General features: G+C 57.3%; 14 protein-coding genes. 13 read left to right on the top strand and 1 reads right to left on the bottom strand.

The annotated features are described in order from the left end of the window. Positions 1-13 precede the first annotated feature (13 nt). The 12 genes from LCM31_RS05570 (at position 14) to LCM31_RS05515 (ending at position 11,231) form a co-directional block, all read left to right on the top strand. Entirely contained in the window at positions 14-922 is a 909-nt protein-coding gene (locus LCM31_RS05570) for a ParB/RepB/Spo0J family partition protein (RefSeq protein ID WP_224868227.1), read from the top strand. Between the two features lie 290 nt (positions 923-1,212). Beyond that, the gene (locus tag LCM31_RS05565) at positions 1,213-1,605 is read left to right on the top strand and encodes an ATP synthase subunit I (RefSeq protein ID WP_224868225.1); all 393 of its coding nucleotides are present in this window, start codon (positions 1,213-1,215) and stop codon (positions 1,603-1,605) included. A gap of 117 nt (positions 1,606-1,722) precedes the next feature. After that, positions 1,723-2,664: a F0F1 ATP synthase subunit A gene (gene atpB, locus LCM31_RS05560; protein ID WP_224868223.1), complete on the top strand. Its 942-nt coding sequence runs from the start codon at positions 1,723-1,725 to the stop codon at positions 2,662-2,664. Positions 2,665-2,756: 92 nt separating this feature from the next. Beyond that, positions 2,757-3,005 (top strand): F0F1 ATP synthase subunit C, encoded by a 249-nt coding sequence (gene atpE, locus LCM31_RS05555; protein ID WP_010131056.1) that lies wholly within the window; start codon positions 2,757-2,759, stop codon positions 3,003-3,005. Between the two features lie 54 nt (positions 3,006-3,059). Beyond that, complete coding sequence (locus LCM31_RS05550; RefSeq protein WP_077407905.1) at positions 3,060-3,530, top strand: F0F1 ATP synthase subunit B; 471 nt, start codon at positions 3,060-3,062, stop codon at positions 3,528-3,530. A gap of 11 nt (positions 3,531-3,541) precedes the next feature. Continuing rightward, positions 3,542-4,075, top strand: coding sequence for a F0F1 ATP synthase subunit delta (locus LCM31_RS05545; protein WP_222248070.1), 534 nt, complete (start codon positions 3,542-3,544; stop codon positions 4,073-4,075). Positions 4,076-4,122: 47 nt separating this feature from the next. After that, complete coding sequence (atpA, locus tag LCM31_RS05540; RefSeq protein ID WP_222230897.1) at positions 4,123-5,667, top strand: F0F1 ATP synthase subunit alpha; 1,545 nt, start codon at positions 4,123-4,125, stop codon at positions 5,665-5,667. A gap of 65 nt (positions 5,668-5,732) precedes the next feature. Beyond that, on the top strand, positions 5,733-6,593 hold the full coding sequence (atpG, locus tag LCM31_RS05535; RefSeq protein WP_222230900.1) for a F0F1 ATP synthase subunit gamma: 861 nt from the start codon (positions 5,733-5,735) through the stop codon (positions 6,591-6,593). A gap of 38 nt (positions 6,594-6,631) precedes the next feature. Further along, positions 6,632-8,029, top strand: a complete 1,398-nt coding sequence (gene atpD, locus LCM31_RS05530; RefSeq protein WP_010131051.1) for a F0F1 ATP synthase subunit beta — start codon at positions 6,632-6,634, stop codon at positions 8,027-8,029. 67 nt (positions 8,030-8,096) lie between these two features. Continuing rightward, the gene (locus LCM31_RS05525) at positions 8,097-8,516 is read left to right on the top strand and encodes a F0F1 ATP synthase subunit epsilon (protein WP_010131050.1); all 420 of its coding nucleotides are present in this window, start codon (positions 8,097-8,099) and stop codon (positions 8,514-8,516) included. A 125-nt stretch (positions 8,517-8,641) separates the two neighbouring features. Then, the gene (locus LCM31_RS05520; protein WP_224868221.1) at positions 8,642-9,685 is read left to right on the top strand and encodes a patatin-like phospholipase family protein; all 1,044 of its coding nucleotides are present in this window, start codon (positions 8,642-8,644) and stop codon (positions 9,683-9,685) included. Positions 9,686-9,758: 73 nt separating this feature from the next. Continuing rightward, positions 9,759-11,231, top strand: a complete 1,473-nt coding sequence (locus LCM31_RS05515) for a tetratricopeptide repeat protein (protein WP_224868219.1) — start codon at positions 9,759-9,761, stop codon at positions 11,229-11,231. 70 nt (positions 11,232-11,301) lie between these two features. On the opposite strand, the gene LCM31_RS05510 is transcribed toward LCM31_RS05515, so the two are convergent. Next, positions 11,302-14,628, bottom strand: coding sequence for an amidohydrolase family protein (locus tag LCM31_RS05510; protein WP_224868217.1), 3,327 nt, complete (start codon positions 14,626-14,628; stop codon positions 11,302-11,304). A gap of 342 nt (positions 14,629-14,970) precedes the next feature. Between LCM31_RS05510 and glmU the strand changes: the two genes are divergently transcribed. Then, positions 14,971-16,332: a bifunctional UDP-N-acetylglucosamine diphosphorylase/glucosamine-1-phosphate N-acetyltransferase GlmU gene (gene glmU / locus LCM31_RS05505; protein ID WP_224868215.1), complete on the top strand. Its 1,362-nt coding sequence runs from the start codon at positions 14,971-14,973 to the stop codon at positions 16,330-16,332. The last annotated feature ends 262 nt before the right edge of the window (positions 16,333-16,594 follow it).

The raw sequence follows: 16,594 nt of genomic DNA, 5'->3' as shown, positions 1-16,594 counted from the left end.
AGGTAACAAACCTATGGCCGCGAAACGCAAGGGCCTCGGGAAAGGGCTTTCCCACCTGATCAGTAACAATGCCAGCGAAGCCATTGCCGTGGCCACTGGCGAGCGCAACGGTGATGTCGCCGAACGTGTGGATGGTGAGCTCAAAGAGTTGCCGATCGAATTCCTACAGCGTGGCCGCTACCAGCCGCGCCGCGATTTCCCGCAGGAGTCCCTGCAAGAATTGGCCGACTCCATCCGCGCCCAGGGCATTATGCAGCCCATCGTGGTACGCCCTGTCGGTGAGCGCAAATACGAGATTATCGCCGGTGAGCGCCGCTGGCGCGCCGCCCAGCTCGCCGAGCTGGATAAAGTCCCTGCGCTGATCCGCGAAGTGGCCGACGAAGCCGCCATTGCCATGGCGCTGATTGAAAATATCCAGCGGGAAGACCTGAACCCGGTCGAAGAAGCGGTAGCGCTCAAGCGTCTGCAGGATGAATTCGAACTCACCCAGCAGCAGGTGGCCGAAGCCGTGGGTAAATCCCGCACCGCCGTGACCAATCTGCTGCGCCTGTTGAGTCTCACCGACGAGGTACGCACCTTCCTCGAACGCGGCGATATCGAGACCGGTCACGCCAAGGCGCTGCTCGGTCTTGCCGGTGAAGATCAGAAAGCCACCGCCCGGCAGGTGGTCGATCGCGGTTTGACCGTGCGCCAGACCGAGGCGCTGGTGCGCAACGTCCAGGCCCAGGCAGGCCAGCCGAAACCGAAGAAAGCCCCGGTGGACCCCAATATTCGCCGCCTGAGTGAACAGCTGGCAGAAAAAATTGGTGTTCCGGTGACGATTGATCACGGCGAAAAAGGCGCCGGCAAGCTGGTGCTCAAGTACACCAGCCTGGATGAGCTGGACGGCATTTTGGCGCACCTGGGTTACCGCGAAGACTGACCAGCGCCCCGCCGAGACGTGCTGGAAACGTTACTATTGCAACGTTTTTGTAAAAAGTGCGCCAAAATAGTGCAATGTTTTGGCGCATCGATCCCCGCCCGCTGGCGCATCTGTCGGCAAATAACCCCTCAGTTTGTAAGTGCTTACTGTCACCGAAATGGGTGGTAAACGACCGCGAAAGCCATGCCATCTGACGAGATTTGCTAGTTGAATCGACAGCCTCGTTCCTCCATAATTCGCACGCCCAAATTTTGGGCGGAAAAGAAAGTTTGGCCGGCCTGTTCCCGCCTATGCGTAATCCCCCAGTTGTACAGATTTCGCTGATCCAGCTTGCGGTTGTTTTGCTGGCTGTAGTGGCGCTCGAATTCACGCTGGGACGTGTCATCGCCCTTTCCGCCCTGCTTGGCGGCGCCCTGTGTGTGGTGCCCAATCTGTATTTTGGTTTGCGTGCCTTTGAGCTGTTAGGGCCGAACCGCGGCAAGATCCGCGGAGCGCGCGCCAGCCAGCGCGCGGTGGGAAGCTTCTACCGCGCCGAAACCGGCAAGTTCGTAATGACCCTGGTGGGGTTTGCGCTGGTGTTTACCAGCGTCAAAACGCTGAACCCCGCAGTGCTGTTTATCAGCTACGGCTTGTGCGTGATTTTGCAATGGATTCTCGTAGCCCGCCTGCATACCAAAGGTTAGCGGGGGGCGGGGAGCCTCGAAGAGTGACTGCGCTTTTGCTCAGGGCCGAAAACCAAGGCCGCGCAGGTTCGGGGTTCCACGAAACAGATTTTTCATCTTAAAACGTGTTGAGGAACTATGGCTGCCGAACAAACCGCGACGGGTTATATCCAGCACCACCTGCAAAATCTTGCATACGGTAAACTTCCAGCGGGTTACACCCGTACCGACGGAACCGTACTTTCCGAATCCACCTGGACGATTGCACACAGTAGTCAGGAAGCCGCCGATATGGGCTTCTGGGCTGTGCACCTGGACACCCTGGGTTGGTCCATTGGTCTGGGTCTGATTTTCTGCTTCCTGTTCGCCCGCGCGGCGAAAAAAGCGACTCCGGGCGTCCCCTCTGGCTTCCAGAGCTTCGTCGAAGTAATTGTCGACTTCATCGACAAAACCGTTAAAGACACCTTCCCGCACCGCAACAGCATGGTTGCACCGATGGCTTTGACCATCTTCGTGTGGGTGTTCCTGATGAACCTGATGGATTTGATCCCGGTTGACTGGCTGCCGCTGGCGTTCGCCCACGGTACCTCTGCTCTCACCGGTGCCGATCCGCATCACGTCTACTTCAAGGTTGTTCCTACCACCGACCTGAACGCCACTCTGGGTATGGCGCTGGCGGTGTTCGCCCTGATGATTTTCTTCAGTGTGAAAGAAAAAGGCCTGATGGGCTTTGTGAAGGAACTGACTCTGCACCCCTTCCACTCCGGTAAGTGGTACGTAGATATCTTCCTGATCCCGTTCAACTTCCTGCTGGAAGCGGTTTCCCTGATCGCCAAGCCTGTCTCTCTCGGCCTGCGTCTGTTCGGTAACCTCTACGCGGGTGAGATGATTTTCATCCTGATCGCCATCGTATTCGGTGTTGGCGTTCTGGGCTTTATCGGCGCCAGCTTCCTGCAGATGGGCTGGGCGATTTTCCACATCCTGGTCATCACCCTGCAGGCCTTCGTATTCATGGTACTGACTACCGTGTACATGGCCATGGCGCACGACCGGGAAGAAGAGCACGCGCACGACCAGTAAGGTCGTGCCAGCTGTAAAGGATTTGTCGGTTTACTGACTTTTTTCACTCACTTTCAACTTCAACAACTCTTAACTTACTTTTGGAGAAAACAATGGAAGCATTAGGTCTGGTATACGTAGCTGCTGCACTGCTGATCGGTCTGGGCGCACTGGGTACTGCTATCGGTTTCGGCACCCTGGGTGGCAAACTGCTGGAAGGTTCTGCTCGTCAGCCGGAGCAGGCTCCTGCTCTGCAAGGCAAAATGTTCCTGATGGCTGGTCTGCTCGACGCCGTACCGATGATCGGTGTTGGTATCGCTATGTACCTGATTTTCGCGGTTGCTCCTGGTCTGGCTGGTTAATCCATCGTTCCAATTGCCCTTTAATCCACTTTTGAAAGAGCAAGAGGTGTCGGTGTGAATATCAACCTGACTCTGATCGGCCAGTCGATCACCTTTTTCGCCTTTGTATGGTTCTGCTGGAAATACGTCTGGCCGGCCCTGCTGGGTGTAATGCAAGAACGTGAGCAAAAAATTGCCACCGGTCTGCAAGAAGCCGAACGCGCAGAAAAAGATCTTGAGCTGGCCCAGCGCAAAGCGGCCGAGCAACTGAAAGAAGCCAAAGCCCAAGCGGCCGAAATCATCGATGGTGCCAACAAGCGCGCCAACCAAATCGTTGATGAAGCCAAAGAGGCAGCACGCAGCGAAGGCGATCGCCTGAAAGCTGCCGCACAGGCGGAAATCGAACAGGAAGTAAACCGTGCGAAGGAACAACTTCGTACCCGTGTTGCTGACCTGTCTGTTGCCGGCGCAGAAAAAATCCTCTCAATCAACATCGATGCCAAGGCACACGATGACATGATTGAGAAACTGGCAGCCGAGCTGTAAGCGAGGAACCCATGGCGGAACTCAGCACTCTGGCCCGGCCATACGCTAAAGCGGCATTTGCCCACGCCCAAGAAGCCTCCGACCTTAGCGGTTGGAGCGCGGCGTTGGTAACCGCAGCGGCGGTCAGCCAGAACGAAAAAGTTGGCGAGCTGCTGGATAACCCGCAGTTGACCAGTGAAGTGCGCGCGGAAAAATTCCTGTCTGTATGTGGCGATTACGATGCCGCCATGCAGAACTTCATCAAGCTGCTGGCGGAAAACCACCGCCTGCCGCTGCTGCCGGAAATTTCCGAACTGTTCGAAGACCTGAAGGCCCAGGCAGAAGCCACTCTCGAAGTGGAAGTTATCTCTGCCCGCCCGCTCAGCGACGAACAGTCCCAGCGCCTCACCCAGGCACTCAGCAAGAAGTTTGCCCGCGAGGTGCACCTGCACAGCGCGGTCGACGAAAGTCTGCTGGGCGGCGCGATTATTCGCGCTGGTGACACGGTGATCGATGGCACCGTGCGCGGCCGACTGGCCAAACTCGCCGAGGCGATGAACTCCTAAATTACCTTCCCGGTGGGCAGCCCTGCCGGGGAATCGAGGAACAGAGCATGCAGCAACTGAATCCCTCTGAGATCAGTGAAATTATCAAGAGCCGCATCGACAATCTCGATGTGAGCACTGAAGCCCAGAATGAGGGCACAATTGTTTCCGTATCCGACGGTATCATCCGCATCCACGGCCTGGCCGACGTGATGTACGGTGAGATGATCGAGTTCGAAGGCGGTGTTACCGGTATGGCACTGAACCTGGAGCGCGACTCCGTTGGTGCCATCGTACTGGGCGACTACAAATCTCTGGCGGAAGGCCAGAAGTGTCGTTGTACTGGCCGCATCCTGGAAGCCCCGGTTGGTCCGGAGCTGCTGGGTCGTGTGGTTGACGCCCTTGGTAACCCGATCGACGGTAAAGGTCCGCTGAACAACAAGCTGACCGACGCTGTTGAGAAAGTAGCACCTGGCGTAATTGCCCGTCAGTCCGTTGATCAGCCGGTACAGACCGGTCTGAAAGCGGTAGATACCATGATCCCGATCGGTCGTGGCCAGCGTGAGCTGATCATTGGCGACCGTCAGATCGGTAAAACTGCGGTTGCGATCGATGCGATCATCAACCAGAAAGGCACCGGCATTAAGTGTATCTACGTTGCCGTAGGCCAGAAGCAGTCTTCTATTGCAAACGTTGTGCGCAAGCTCGAAGAGCACGGCGCAATGGACCACACCATCGTTGTTGCTGCCGGCGCCGCCGACCCAGCTGCGATGCAGTTCCTGGCTCCATACGTTGGCTGCACCATGGGTGAGTACTTCCGCGACCGCGGTGAAGACGCCCTGATCATTTACGATGACCTGACCAAGCAGGCTTGGGCCTACCGTCAGATCTCCCTGCTGCTGAAGCGTCCTCCGGGCCGTGAAGCATACCCGGGTGACGTTTTCTACTTGCACTCCCGTCTGCTGGAGCGCGCTGCTCGCGTAAACGCTGAGTACGTAGAGAAGTTCACCAACGGTGAAGTGAAAGGCAAAACCGGCTCCCTGACCGCACTGCCAATCATTGAAACCCAGGCGGGTGACGTTTCCGCGTTCGTACCGACCAACGTAATCTCCATTACCGACGGTCAGATCTTCCTGGAAACCGACCTGTTCAACTCCGGTGTACGTCCGGCGATCAACCCGGGTATCTCCGTATCCCGTGTTGGTGGTTCCGCACAGACCAAGGTGATCAAGAAGCTTTCCGGTGGTATCCGTACCGCACTGGCGCAGTACCGCGAACTCGCGGCCTTCTCCCAGTTCGCTTCTGACCTGGACGAAGCCACCAAGGCCCAGCTGGACCACGGTGAGCGCGTTACCGAATTGATGAAGCAGAAGCAGTACTCCCCGATGTCCATCGCGGACATGGCGGTATCTGTTTACGCTGCCGACAAAGGCTTCCTGAACGACGTAGAAGTCAACAAGGTGCTGGACTTTGAATCCGCCCTGCTCGCTTACATGAACAGCGAACACGCAGAGCTGATGGCAAAAGTGAACAGCACCGGTGACTACAACGGCGAAATCGACGCTGCCTTCAAGGCCGCTATCGAGAAATTCGTCGCTACCGGTAGCTGGTAATCCGCTTTCGCCCTGCACTCTCTGAGTACAGGGCGAAACAACGCGAGCGAACAAGGTAAAGCACTATGGCAGGCGGAAAAGAAGTACGCACAAAAATTGCCAGCATCAAGAGCACGCAGAAAATCACCTCGGCCATGGAAATGGTTGCGGCGAGCAAGATGCGTAAAGCTCAAGATCGCATGGCACTGGGGCGCCCTTACGCAAGCCGCATTCGCGCGGTGATTGGCCACATTGCCAACGCCAACGCGGAATACCAGCACATCTACCTACAAGAGCGCGAAGTAAAGCGTGTGGGTTACATTCTGGTATCCACCGACCGCGGTCTCTGTGGTGGTCTGAACATCAACGTGTTCAAGGCAGCGATCCGTGATATGCACACCTGGGACAAACAGGGTGTAGGCGTAGACATCTGCGCGATCGGCAACAAGGCGGCCGGCTTTTTCAACAGCATCGGCGGCAACGTCGTAGCAGCAGTGCGCGACCTGGGCGACCAGCCTCAGGCCAAGCAACTGATCGGTTCTGTGAAAGTGATGCTCGATCGTTTCGCCAGTGGCGAGATCGACCGTCTCTTCCTGGTGTCCAACGAATTCGTGAACACCATGACCCAGAAGCCGCAGATCAACCAGCTGCTTCCGTTGAAGAAAGACGAAGATGAACAACTGCAGCACGAATGGGATTACCTGTACGAGCCAGAGCCTGTCGAGATTCTCGACGGACTGTTGTCTCGCTACATCGAGTCTCAGGTGTATCAGGCAGTAGTTGAAAACAAGGCCTGTGAACAGGCTGCACGTATGATTGCGATGAAGAGCGCCACCGATAACGCCGGTGAGCTGATCGACGCACTGCAGCTGGTTTACAACAAGGCGCGCCAGGCAGCGATTACCCAAGAGCTGTCTGAGATTGTTGGCGGCGCCGCAGCGGTCTAATTCGACCGCCGAAAGATTTGAACTTTGAGGATCGGGAAATGAGTAACGGGCAAATTGTGCAAGTTATCGGCGCGGTCATCGACGTGGAATTCCCGCGCGACGCCGTACCGAATGTATACGATGCACTTGTGGTTGAGGGTAAAGACCTCACCATGGAAGTGCAGCAGCAGCTGGGCGACGGCATTGTACGTGCTATCGCCATGGGTTCTTCCGAGGGTATCTCCCGCGGTCTGCCAGTAAAGAACACTGGCGCGCCGGTTTCTGTACCGGTAGGTACCGAGACCCTGGGTCGTATCATGGATGTACTGGGTAACCCAATTGACGAATGTGGCCCTATCGGTGAGAAAGAGCGTTCCTCTATCCACCGCGCCGCACCAACCTACGAAGAGCAGTCCAGCTCCACCGAACTGCTGGAAACCGGCATCAAGGTAATCGACCTGGTATGTCCGTTCGCCAAGGGTGGTAAAGTTGGTCTGTTCGGTGGTGCCGGTGTAGGTAAAACCGTAAACATGATGGAGCTCATCAACAACATCGCCACCGAGCACAGCGGTCTGTCCGTGTTCGCGGGTGTAGGTGAGCGTACTCGTGAAGGTAACGACTTCTACCACGAGATGCAGGAAGCTGGCGTTGTTAACGTCGAAGAGTTTGCCAAGTCCAAGGTAGCGATGGTTTACGGCCAGATGAATGAGCCGCCCGGTAACCGTCTGCGTGTAGCCCTGACCGGCCTGACTATGGCCGAGAAATTCCGTGACGAAGGTCGTGACGTACTGTTGTTCGTAGACAACATCTACCGTTACACCCTGGCCGGTACCGAAGTATCCGCACTGCTCGGCCGTATGCCGTCTGCGGTAGGTTACCAGCCGACTCTGGCGGAAGAGATGGGCGTGCTGCAGGAGCGTATTACCTCCACCAAGACTGGCTCCATCACCTCCATCCAGGCGGTATACGTACCGGCGGATGACTTGACCGACCCGTCTCCGGCGACCACCTTCGCCCACTTGGACTCCACCGTAGTACTGAGCCGTGACATCGCCGCCAAGGGTATCTACCCGGCTGTTGACCCGCTCGACTCCACTTCCCGTCAGCTGGATCCGCAGGTGATTGGTGAGGAGCACTACTCTGTAGCCCGTGGCGTACAGTCTGTACTGCAGCGCTACAAAGAGCTGAAGGACATCATCGCGATCCTGGGTATGGACGAACTGTCCGAGGAAGACAAGCAGATCGTAGCGCGTGCGCGTAAGATCGAACGCTTCCTGTCCCAGCCGTTCCACGTAGCGGAAGTATTTACCGGTGCGCCGGGCAAATACGTTTCCCTGAAAGAAACCATCCGTGGTTTCCAGGGCATCCTGAACGGCGAATACGATGATATGCCAGAGCAGGCCTTCTACATGGTCGGCACCATCGACGAAGCCGTCGAGAAAGCCAACAAGAAGTAAGGCACGCGCGTGAGGCCCGGTTTACGCCGGGCCTTTCAAGGCAAACAGCTGAGAATGAGGTAGCCTTATGGCTATGACTGTACATTGCGACATTGTTAGCGCAGAGGAATCCCTCTTCTCGGGTCTGGTGAAGATGGTGATTGTCAGCGGCGTCGAAGGGGAGCTCGGTATCTCCTACGGTCACGCGCAGCTGCTCACCCACCTCAAGCCCGGCCCGGTACGCATCATCAAAGACAATGGTGATGAAGAGGTGCTGTTCCTGAGCGGTGGCTATGCCGAAATCCAGCCTAACATGGTAACCATCCTGGCCGACATCGCCGAGCGCGATATCGACGAAGATGCAGCCAAAAAGGCACGCGAAGAGGCGGAACACGCCCTGCGCAGCGCCCCGGCGGATATCGACTACGCCCGCGTTTCCGCGCAACTCGCCGAAGCCGAAGCTCGTCTGCGCACCCTGCAGGCGATCCGCAAGGCCGCCGGCAAGTAACGCGCATCTGCTTCCTACAGCAGGTCTGAAAAAGCAGCTTCGGCTGCTTTTTTTGTGCCTGTCATTTCAATCCCGCTCAAGCCGCGTCATTATTTATCCAGTTAACTGCCGGAATTGGAATCCACATGGTAAATGGAACGAAAAACGGTGCTCCGCGTATTGGCCTTGCTCTTGGCAGCGGCGCAGCAAAAGGATTCGCACATATCGGCGTGCTGCGTGCACTGCAAGAAATGGGCATACGCCCGGATGTGATTGCCGGCACCTCCATGGGTGCATTTGTCGGTGCGGCCTATTCCGCCGGGCACCTGGATCGTCTCGAAGAGTGGGCGCGTCTGCTGGACAACTGGAAGGTACTCTCGCTACTGGATATCAACTGGACGCTGAGTGGTGGGGTCATCGGTGGTATCAAGCCATTTCGCACCTTTTTCGAAGAGGTGGAATACAAGCAGATTGAGGAGCTGCCGGTTCCATTTACCGCCATCGCCACCGATCTGCACAGCGGACAGGAAATCTGGCTGCAACAGGGCAACCTGCAGGAGGCGGTAAGTGCATCCTGCTCGATTCCGGGCCTGCTATCCGCCAAGGATCTCTCAGGTCGCTGGCTGGTGGATGGCGCCGTGTCCAACCCGGTGCCGGTGGATGTGTGTCGCGCCATGGGCGCCACCACCGTGATTGCCGTCGACGTTACCGAAGATGCGGCGCCGTTAATGGACCGCGAGCACGGCGAAGTCCGCAGTGTGATTAGCGCCGCGTCGCCTGACGCCGATGAGCTCCTACTGGAGGCGGAAAGTGAAGAAATTGAGCAACGTGAATCCGGTGGCGGCGAACAGGAGAGTAGCTTTACCGAAGGGTTGTCGCGGCTCGTGGAACAGGGGCGCGAACAGTTGAATCACTTTCGCGGAAGTCGCGAAGGCAAAGCGAGCCCCCCGGGCATGTTCGATACTATGCGACGGGCCATGGAGATCCTCGAGCGCCGCCACAAGCGCACCCGCATGATGGGTGCGCCACCGGATGTGCTGATCAGGCCCAAGGTGGGCGAGATCGGCGGCAACGAATACGCGCGTGCTGGCGAGGCGATTGAACTCGGCGAACAAGAAGTTCTGCGCCTGCGCACCTGGATCGAGGACACGGTGCGCCAGGATTGTGAGCAAACTGTCGTCGGTTCTTAGGCTCAATGGCTGGATGACAGTAATGTCCGCGCTGGGCTAGCGTCCTGTGAAATGGGGTATGCAGAGGTAATAGATGTCTGTGACGAAATACTTGCGTATTAGCGCCCTGCTTACCTTGGTGCTGCTTAGTCCTCGCATAACTGCTGCGGAGTGGCATGAATACCAGTCGGAAAACTTCACCGTGTATTCCGACGTTTCCGAGCAGCGCGTCAACAAGTTGATGCGCGACCTGGAGCGCTTCCGCCGCACTGCGCTCTCCTTTACCGGCCTTGAAGAAGTTCCCGAAAACGCAAAACTTCGGGTGTTCCATTTCCGCAACTCAACCGAATTTCAGAAGTTCTCTGGCGATCAAAAAATTGCCGGGTTTTACCGGGAGACCTGGCAAGGCCCGGTAATCTTTTCCCGCGACGGTGATCATGGGATTACCGGTTCTGGACTCATATTCCATGAGTACGTGCACCACCTGATGCGCGAACACAGTGCCATGACCTACCCGCGCTGGTACGCGGAAGGCTTCGCCGAACTGCTGGCGAGCGCGGAATTGCGCAAAAACACGGTGCTGGTGGGCGGGTTGCCGGAATGGCGGTTAAGCGCCTGGGCCAAAGACACACCACTAACGATTGAGCAGCTACTATCGCCACCATCACTCGCGGCAGCAAATGGCCGCGACAGCAGCCGTTACTGGAATAATTACTATGCCAGTGCCTGGTTGCTGACCCATTACCTGCAGCTGGGCCACAATGCCGGCCACCCGGACTATCGCACCGCTACCGAAAATTACCTGCGCGCCGCTGCTGCCGGCGACGACCCGGTTGCCAGCTTTACCGAGTATTTCGGTAAGCCGATTGCCGCAATACAGCGCGAAATGCTCGCCTATATGCGCGATGACATTCATCGCTACAGCCTGGATATACCGGAATATTCCTACTCCATCCCCCGTCGCGCGTTAGATGAAAACGAGCGCTTGTTCCTGCTGGCCAATCAAGCGCTCGATTTGCAAAAGTCCTTACTGGCGATGGATTACCTGCAACAAAGCGAAGAGCAGGGACTCGGCTGGCCCGAGAATCTGACTGCTATGGCGGTGATCGAGGCTGAGAAAGGCAACTTTAAATTCGGCGAGAAAATGCTGCAGGATATTGGTGACTACGGCCTTGTCAGCCACCTCACCGCGGCAAACCTTGCGCGTTACTATTTGCTGCGTTTGCATGCACCCAGTCAAATCCGCAAGTGGGATGAGGGCGATTACGCGCAGGCAGAAAAGTACGGCAAGCTCGCGATACAAGCCGGGCCCGACTACTTGCCGGGCTACCGTACCTTGTGGGTGGTGTATCAATTAAAGGGAGAAAGCGAATCGGCGTTGCAAATTATGCTGAGCGCTCATCACCAGCAGCCCAATCACCTGAACCTGAATGCGGCAATCGGCTTTTACCTGTCGCACTTGGGTGAAGCTGGACTGGCCCGGGAATATCTGGAGCGTGTTGTGGCTTGGAGCCATTCGCAAGACTTGCGTGCCAGAGCGCAGAAATTACTCGAGCTCGGCCACTGAAAAACTGGTTTCCCAAAAACGAAAAAGCCCGCGAGATTTCGCGGGCTTTTTTGTTATGGGTAATGGGAAATCAGTGCACCCAGTGATGTCGCTCCTGCTTCTCCTGGATCGCTTCCGCGGTCGGGGTCGGCATGGCGCTGACCGGCAGACGCTCATGGAAGAACGCCAGACGCTGGCCGCCGTCCACTTCGTTCATGGTGGCTGCATCGAATACCTTGCCGTTGATCACGGTGTATTTGATGTTCTCGGACAGGCGCAGGTTTTCCAGTGGGTTGCCGTCCACCACGATGATGTCCGCCAGCTTGCCCGGCTCCAGGCTGCCCAGGTCCTTATCCATACCCAGATAGCGGGCGCCGTCCATGGTGCCGGAACGAAGCGCTTCCCACGGGGTAAAACCGCCCTGCTCCATCATCCACATTTCCCAGTGGGCACCGAGACCCTCGCGCTGACCGTGGGCACCGATATGCACGGTAACGCCCTGATCGCGTAGCTGCTTGGCGTGGCTGGCCACATTGAAGTGGTTGTAATGGTGATCCGGCGCGCGCTCGCGACGGATAGAGCGCGGGTTGACGATAAAGTCCGGAGTGAAGCGCGTCAGGCGCTCGTTTTTCCAAACCTCGGTGTGATCGTACCAGTAGTATTCGCCGGTCAGGCCGCCGTAGGCCACCACGAAGGTCGGCGTGTAACCCACCTGTGTCTGGCTCCACAGCTGCTGCACATCGGAATAGATATTGGCGATCGGCAGTGAGTGCTCAACACCGGTATGGCCGTCCACAATCATATTCATATTGTGCTGGTACTTGCCGCCACCTTCCGGCACCACCATGATGCCGTGTTTACGGCCCGCTTCCAGCACCTGCTGGCGCTGCTCGCGCCGCGGCTGGTTGTAGCTCTTCACGGAAATTGCGCCCATGTCCTTGAGACGCTCAACATGGAATTCCGCATCTTCCAGGCTGTTGATCTTGGCTTTGTAGCCGGGGCCCTTGGCGCCGTAAAGGATGGTGCCGGTGGAGTAAATGCGCGGGCCGTTGATGATGCCGGCCTTCTGCATTTCCGCAGCGGAGAAGATCTCACTGCTGTCGTTGGAGGGGTCGTGAATGGTGGTCACGCCAAACGCCAGGCTGGAATACAGGTTCCAGTTCTGCTGCGGGATGATTTCCTCACGTCCCTGGGCGCCGTGGGCGTGGGCATCAATCAGCCCCGGCAGTACGGTTTTGCCGGTCACATCGATACGCTGGGTGCCCACCGGGATTTCCACCTCACTGGTTGCGCCCACTGCGACAATACGATTGCCGCGGAACAGCACCACACCGTTTTCAATCACTTCCTGAGTCTGCTCGGAATCGCGCATGGTGACCACGGTGCCACCGGTGAGTGCCACCAGTTTGCCGCTGTTGGCAAACGGCTTCTCGAAGCTCAGGTCGGTCCCATCGCTAACGGGCTCAGGTAGCTGCTCTGGCGCACCGGCGACAAAGCCAAAGGCGTCTTTGAGTTCGCGCTCGTACAGTTTCGGGCCGTGGGCCCAGCCCAGGGTGTTGCTGTCGGCGGACCAGTGGAGGTTCTCACCGGCGCGCTTGGATACCTGGGTGACCTTGACCGCACTGGCCTTGGGGCCAATGGATTCAGATTTGCCAGTGTGCATAAACGGGGCGGCAAATGCCTTGAAGTCCTGGGTAAACGCCACCCAGCGACCGTCCGGTGACAGGCGGAAGGAGGTGATTTCTGCGCCGTGCAGATGTTCACGCTCGTCCTTTCCGTTGGTGTCGACACTCTTGAAGACACGCTTGCCACCGTTGCCGTAAATGTACTCGGAGAAGTAAATGCGCTCACCGTCGGCACCAAAGTGCGGCTCGTAACCGGACTTGGCGATACGGCGCTGCCAATCGCCATCGGCGTCGGCGAGGTAAATTCCCGGCTCGAGGGAGTATTCGGGGCTCAGCAGGTAGCCACCGGTAAAGCGGCGGAAGGTTACCTGTTCACCATCCGGGGAGAAGCTCGGCTCCACATACAGGCCCGGTTCCTGGGTGATGTTCTTGCCACGGCCGCTGCGCGCGGATACCACACGTACCTGGCCCAGCTTTTCGTCGTCCCAGGACACGTAGGTGATTTGCTTGCCGTCGCGGGACCAGCTCGGATAGAACTCAAAGTGCTCATCCTGGCGGGTCAATCGGCGACGTTCACCACTTTTCACCTCCTGAACGTAAATTTTACCCAGTGCCTGGAAGGCGATCTGCTTGCCATCCGGAGACTTCTGCGCCCAGCGAATCATCTTCACATCGAACGCATCCGGCGCCACATCGACCGGGAAGCGCACCGCATCGGCGACCTGCTTGTCGGTTTGGATGTGCGCCACGATTTCGCGTGCGCCGCTCTGCAGGCTGCTGCCGTCGGCGGCGATGCGCAGGAACTTGCCCTTGCTCCACACCACCAGGGACTTTCCGTCGGGCATCCAGTCGTACTGTACGTAGTTGCCGTGAGAGCCGAAGGTTTCCTGTAGATCGCGCTCCAGTTCGGAGTAGATCGGTGTCTCCAGACCGGTGCTCAGGTCTTTCACGAACAACGCGGTATTGAAGTCCTGACGGCGCACGAAGGCCAGTTTTTTACCGTCCGGGGAAGGCATGGGGGAGATAGAGCCGCCGGGGCCGGATACAAAGGTCTCGTCCTTGCCGTCATTCAGGTCATAGCGGTTGATGGCAAAGATCTGTTTGGTGGAGTTCTTGTTGTACTCCCACACGGTGCCCGGCGTGGTGTCGATGGTGTAATAGATGTAACGACCGTCCGGAGAGAACACCGCATCGGAAATGTTCTTCTGCGCGTTATCTCCGCCAAGACGCGCCTTGATCTGGCGCCCTTCACCACCGCCATAGTGGTACATCCAGATCTCACCGGCGGGGATACTGCGGCCGCTCATAAAACCTTTACGCGCCACCAGGTATTGCCCGTCCGGGCTGAAGCTCGGCGCGTGCACCAGATTCTCGCGCTCGGTGGTGAGCTGACGCAGATTGTCGCCAGTGCGATCCATGATCCACACGTTGTCCGCACCGTCGCGGTCACTCACGAAGACGATCGATTTGCCGTCCGGGCTGAAGCGCGGCTGGGTATTCCAGGCAATCTCATTGGTGATCGAGGTGGCCTTGCCGCCATCGATCGGCATCTCATAGATATCACCCAGCATATCGAACAAGATGGTTTTGCCGTCTGGGCTGATATCCAGGTTGCTCCACGTGGTTTCGCGGGTATCCAGCGGAATGGTTTTGAACTCGTAGGGCGGTTTGTTCACGTCCCACTTTTCGGCTTCCTTCTTTGCCTCTTCTGCGGCGGCGGCCAGCGGTAGGGTCAGGGCGAGACTGGCGCCGCCGATCAGGCGTGCCAGCTGGCGGACTTTGGTTTTTATCATTCGGGGCTCCCGGGTTACTGGAGTGGTCTTGTTTCGCGCTATACCTAAACAGGATCGCGCTTCAGGAATTTGCTGACGGAAAAATTACCGCAACGTCGGTAAAAAACAACGCATCGACACCGAATGGGATAAAACTCGGTATATTTACGCTTGACCGAATTTTTGTCTGCGCAATCTGATTGCCACGCTCCAGGGCACCGCTGCCGACCAGGTACAACGGACCACTTGCGGTCATGGACCTGAGCCGTAACAATCCGCACCCAGCAAAATTGATTGGTATCTATCTATAAAGAAGGGTGCTCGATCACACTTTCTTCTGTTGCTAATTCTCCAAGGATCCTCATGGCTATCGACGTTGTCATCCTCGCCGCGGGCAAAGGCACCCGCATGCGCTCCAACCTTCCCAAGGTTCTGCACCCCATTGGTGGCGTGCCGATGCTGGAGCGGGTGATCAATGCGGCCAAGGGGCTCGGTGACGTTGGTATTACCGTGGTTATTGGTCACGGTGCGGATCTGGTGCGTGAGCGTTGCGCCGATAGTGGTGTGCAGTTTGTCGAGCAGACCGAACAGCTGGGAACCGGCCACGCCGTTGCCCAAGCGATTCCGAACTTTCGCAAGGGTGCGACGGTACTGGTGCTCTACGGCGATGTGCCGCTGGTAAAAACCGCGACGCTGCAAAGCCTGCTCGAGGCTTCTGCTTCCGGGCCTGCGCTGCTATCGGTGGTGATGGATGACCCAAGTGGTTATGGGCGTATCGTGCGCGACGGGTCCGGTGCGGTGCAGGCGATTGTCGAGCAGAAAGATGCCGACGCCGACACCCTCAAAATTACCGAAATCAACACCGGCATTCTCGCGGCCCCCGCTGACCTGCTGGCCCAGTGGCTACCGGAACTCTCCAACAATAATGCCCAGAGTGAGTACTACCTAACCGACGTGATCGCGCGCTCCGTGAGCGAGAACATCGCCGTCACCGGTGTGATCGCCGATGACCCCAACGAGGTCGCCGGCGTAAACAGCCGTGCCCAGCAGGCGGAACTGGAGCGTGCGCTGCAGGCAGAAAATGCCGAAGGCCTGATGGCCGCCGGCGTCACCCTGCTTGATCCTGCGCGTCTCGATGTACGCGGTACTCTTTCTTGCGGCGCAGACGTTTGCATCGACATCAACTGCGTGTTCGAAGGAGAGGTCACTCTCGGTGATGGCGTAAAGATCGGAGCCAATTGTTTGCTGAAAAACTGCCAGTTGGCGGCGGGCACAGTGCTGGAGGCCAATTCGATAATTGAAGATGCCAATGTCGGTGAAGCCTGTACCATTGGTCCCTTCGCGCGTCTGCGCCCAGGGACCGAGTTGGCTAACGGAGCAAAAGTCGGCAATTTCGTTGAAACCAAAAAAGCCAAGATCGGCCTTGGCAGCAAGGTGAATCACCTGTCTTATGTCGGCGATGCGGAAGTCGGAGAGGGCGTGAATATCGGCGCCGGCACCATCACTTGTAATTACGACGGCGTAAACAAATCCAAAACCATTATTGGCGATGGCGCCTTTATCGGTTCCAATTCGGCGCTGGTGGCGCCGGTAACCATCGGCTCTGGTGCGACCATCGGCGCCGGATCAACAATTACCCGTGAAGTGAGTGCTGACGAACTGGCTGTGGCCCGTGGCAAGCAGCGAAATATTGGTGGCTGGCAGCGGCCCACCAAGAAGTCCTGATCTTTCATTAGAAGCTTTATTTGCCTAAGTGGCGTCCAAGCATCCGGTAGTCATTTTTGAAACCGCTATGAACCCATCCCTGGGCGCTGCGACGGCGACGTCCCTGTCGCCGACGCTTTCAAAAATGACTACCGGATACTTGGTCTTAGCGTGAGAGCTTTTCGCTTCGTTAGCTGGTTCGGTTGTGAAGTGCACAAGTCGAATTGAAGGCGGATCACTGGGGCTGTGAAAAATCGAACCCCGTAACCTCCAACTACACTAC

Source organism: Microbulbifer agarilyticus (assembly GCF_020171345.1).
Taxonomy (GTDB): Bacteria; Pseudomonadota; Gammaproteobacteria; order Pseudomonadales; family Cellvibrionaceae; genus Microbulbifer; species Microbulbifer agarilyticus_D.
The sequence above is the reverse complement of the archived record's forward strand: the minus strand, read 5'-3'. Positions and strand labels throughout refer to the sequence as shown.

Bases quoted from the DNA above. Each gene is read 5' to 3' on its own strand.
- LCM31_RS05545 (WP_222248070.1), top strand. From the start codon at position 3,542: ATGGCGGAACTCAGCACTCTGGCCCGGCCATACGCTAAAGCGGCATTT.
- LCM31_RS05510 (WP_224868217.1), bottom strand. From the start codon at position 14,628: ATGATAAAAACCAAAGTCCGCCAGCTGGCACGCCTGATCGGCGGCGCC.
- LCM31_RS05570 (WP_224868227.1), top strand. From the start codon at position 14: ATGGCCGCGAAACGCAAGGGCCTCGGGAAAGGGCTTTCCCACCTGATC.
- glmU (WP_224868215.1), top strand. From the start codon at position 14,971: ATGGCTATCGACGTTGTCATCCTCGCCGCGGGCAAAGGCACCCGCATG.
- atpE (WP_010131056.1), top strand. From the start codon at position 2,757: ATGGAAGCATTAGGTCTGGTATACGTAGCTGCTGCACTGCTGATCGGT.
- atpD (WP_010131051.1), top strand. From the start codon at position 6,632: ATGAGTAACGGGCAAATTGTGCAAGTTATCGGCGCGGTCATCGACGTG.
- LCM31_RS05520 (WP_224868221.1), top strand. From the start codon at position 8,642: ATGGTAAATGGAACGAAAAACGGTGCTCCGCGTATTGGCCTTGCTCTT.
- LCM31_RS05515 (WP_224868219.1), top strand. From the start codon at position 9,759: ATGTCTGTGACGAAATACTTGCGTATTAGCGCCCTGCTTACCTTGGTG.
- LCM31_RS05565 (WP_224868225.1), top strand. From the start codon at position 1,213: ATGCGTAATCCCCCAGTTGTACAGATTTCGCTGATCCAGCTTGCGGTT.
- atpB (WP_224868223.1), top strand. From the start codon at position 1,723: ATGGCTGCCGAACAAACCGCGACGGGTTATATCCAGCACCACCTGCAA.
- atpA (WP_222230897.1), top strand. From the start codon at position 4,123: ATGCAGCAACTGAATCCCTCTGAGATCAGTGAAATTATCAAGAGCCGC.
- atpG (WP_222230900.1), top strand. From the start codon at position 5,733: ATGGCAGGCGGAAAAGAAGTACGCACAAAAATTGCCAGCATCAAGAGC.
- LCM31_RS05525 (WP_010131050.1), top strand. From the start codon at position 8,097: ATGGCTATGACTGTACATTGCGACATTGTTAGCGCAGAGGAATCCCTC.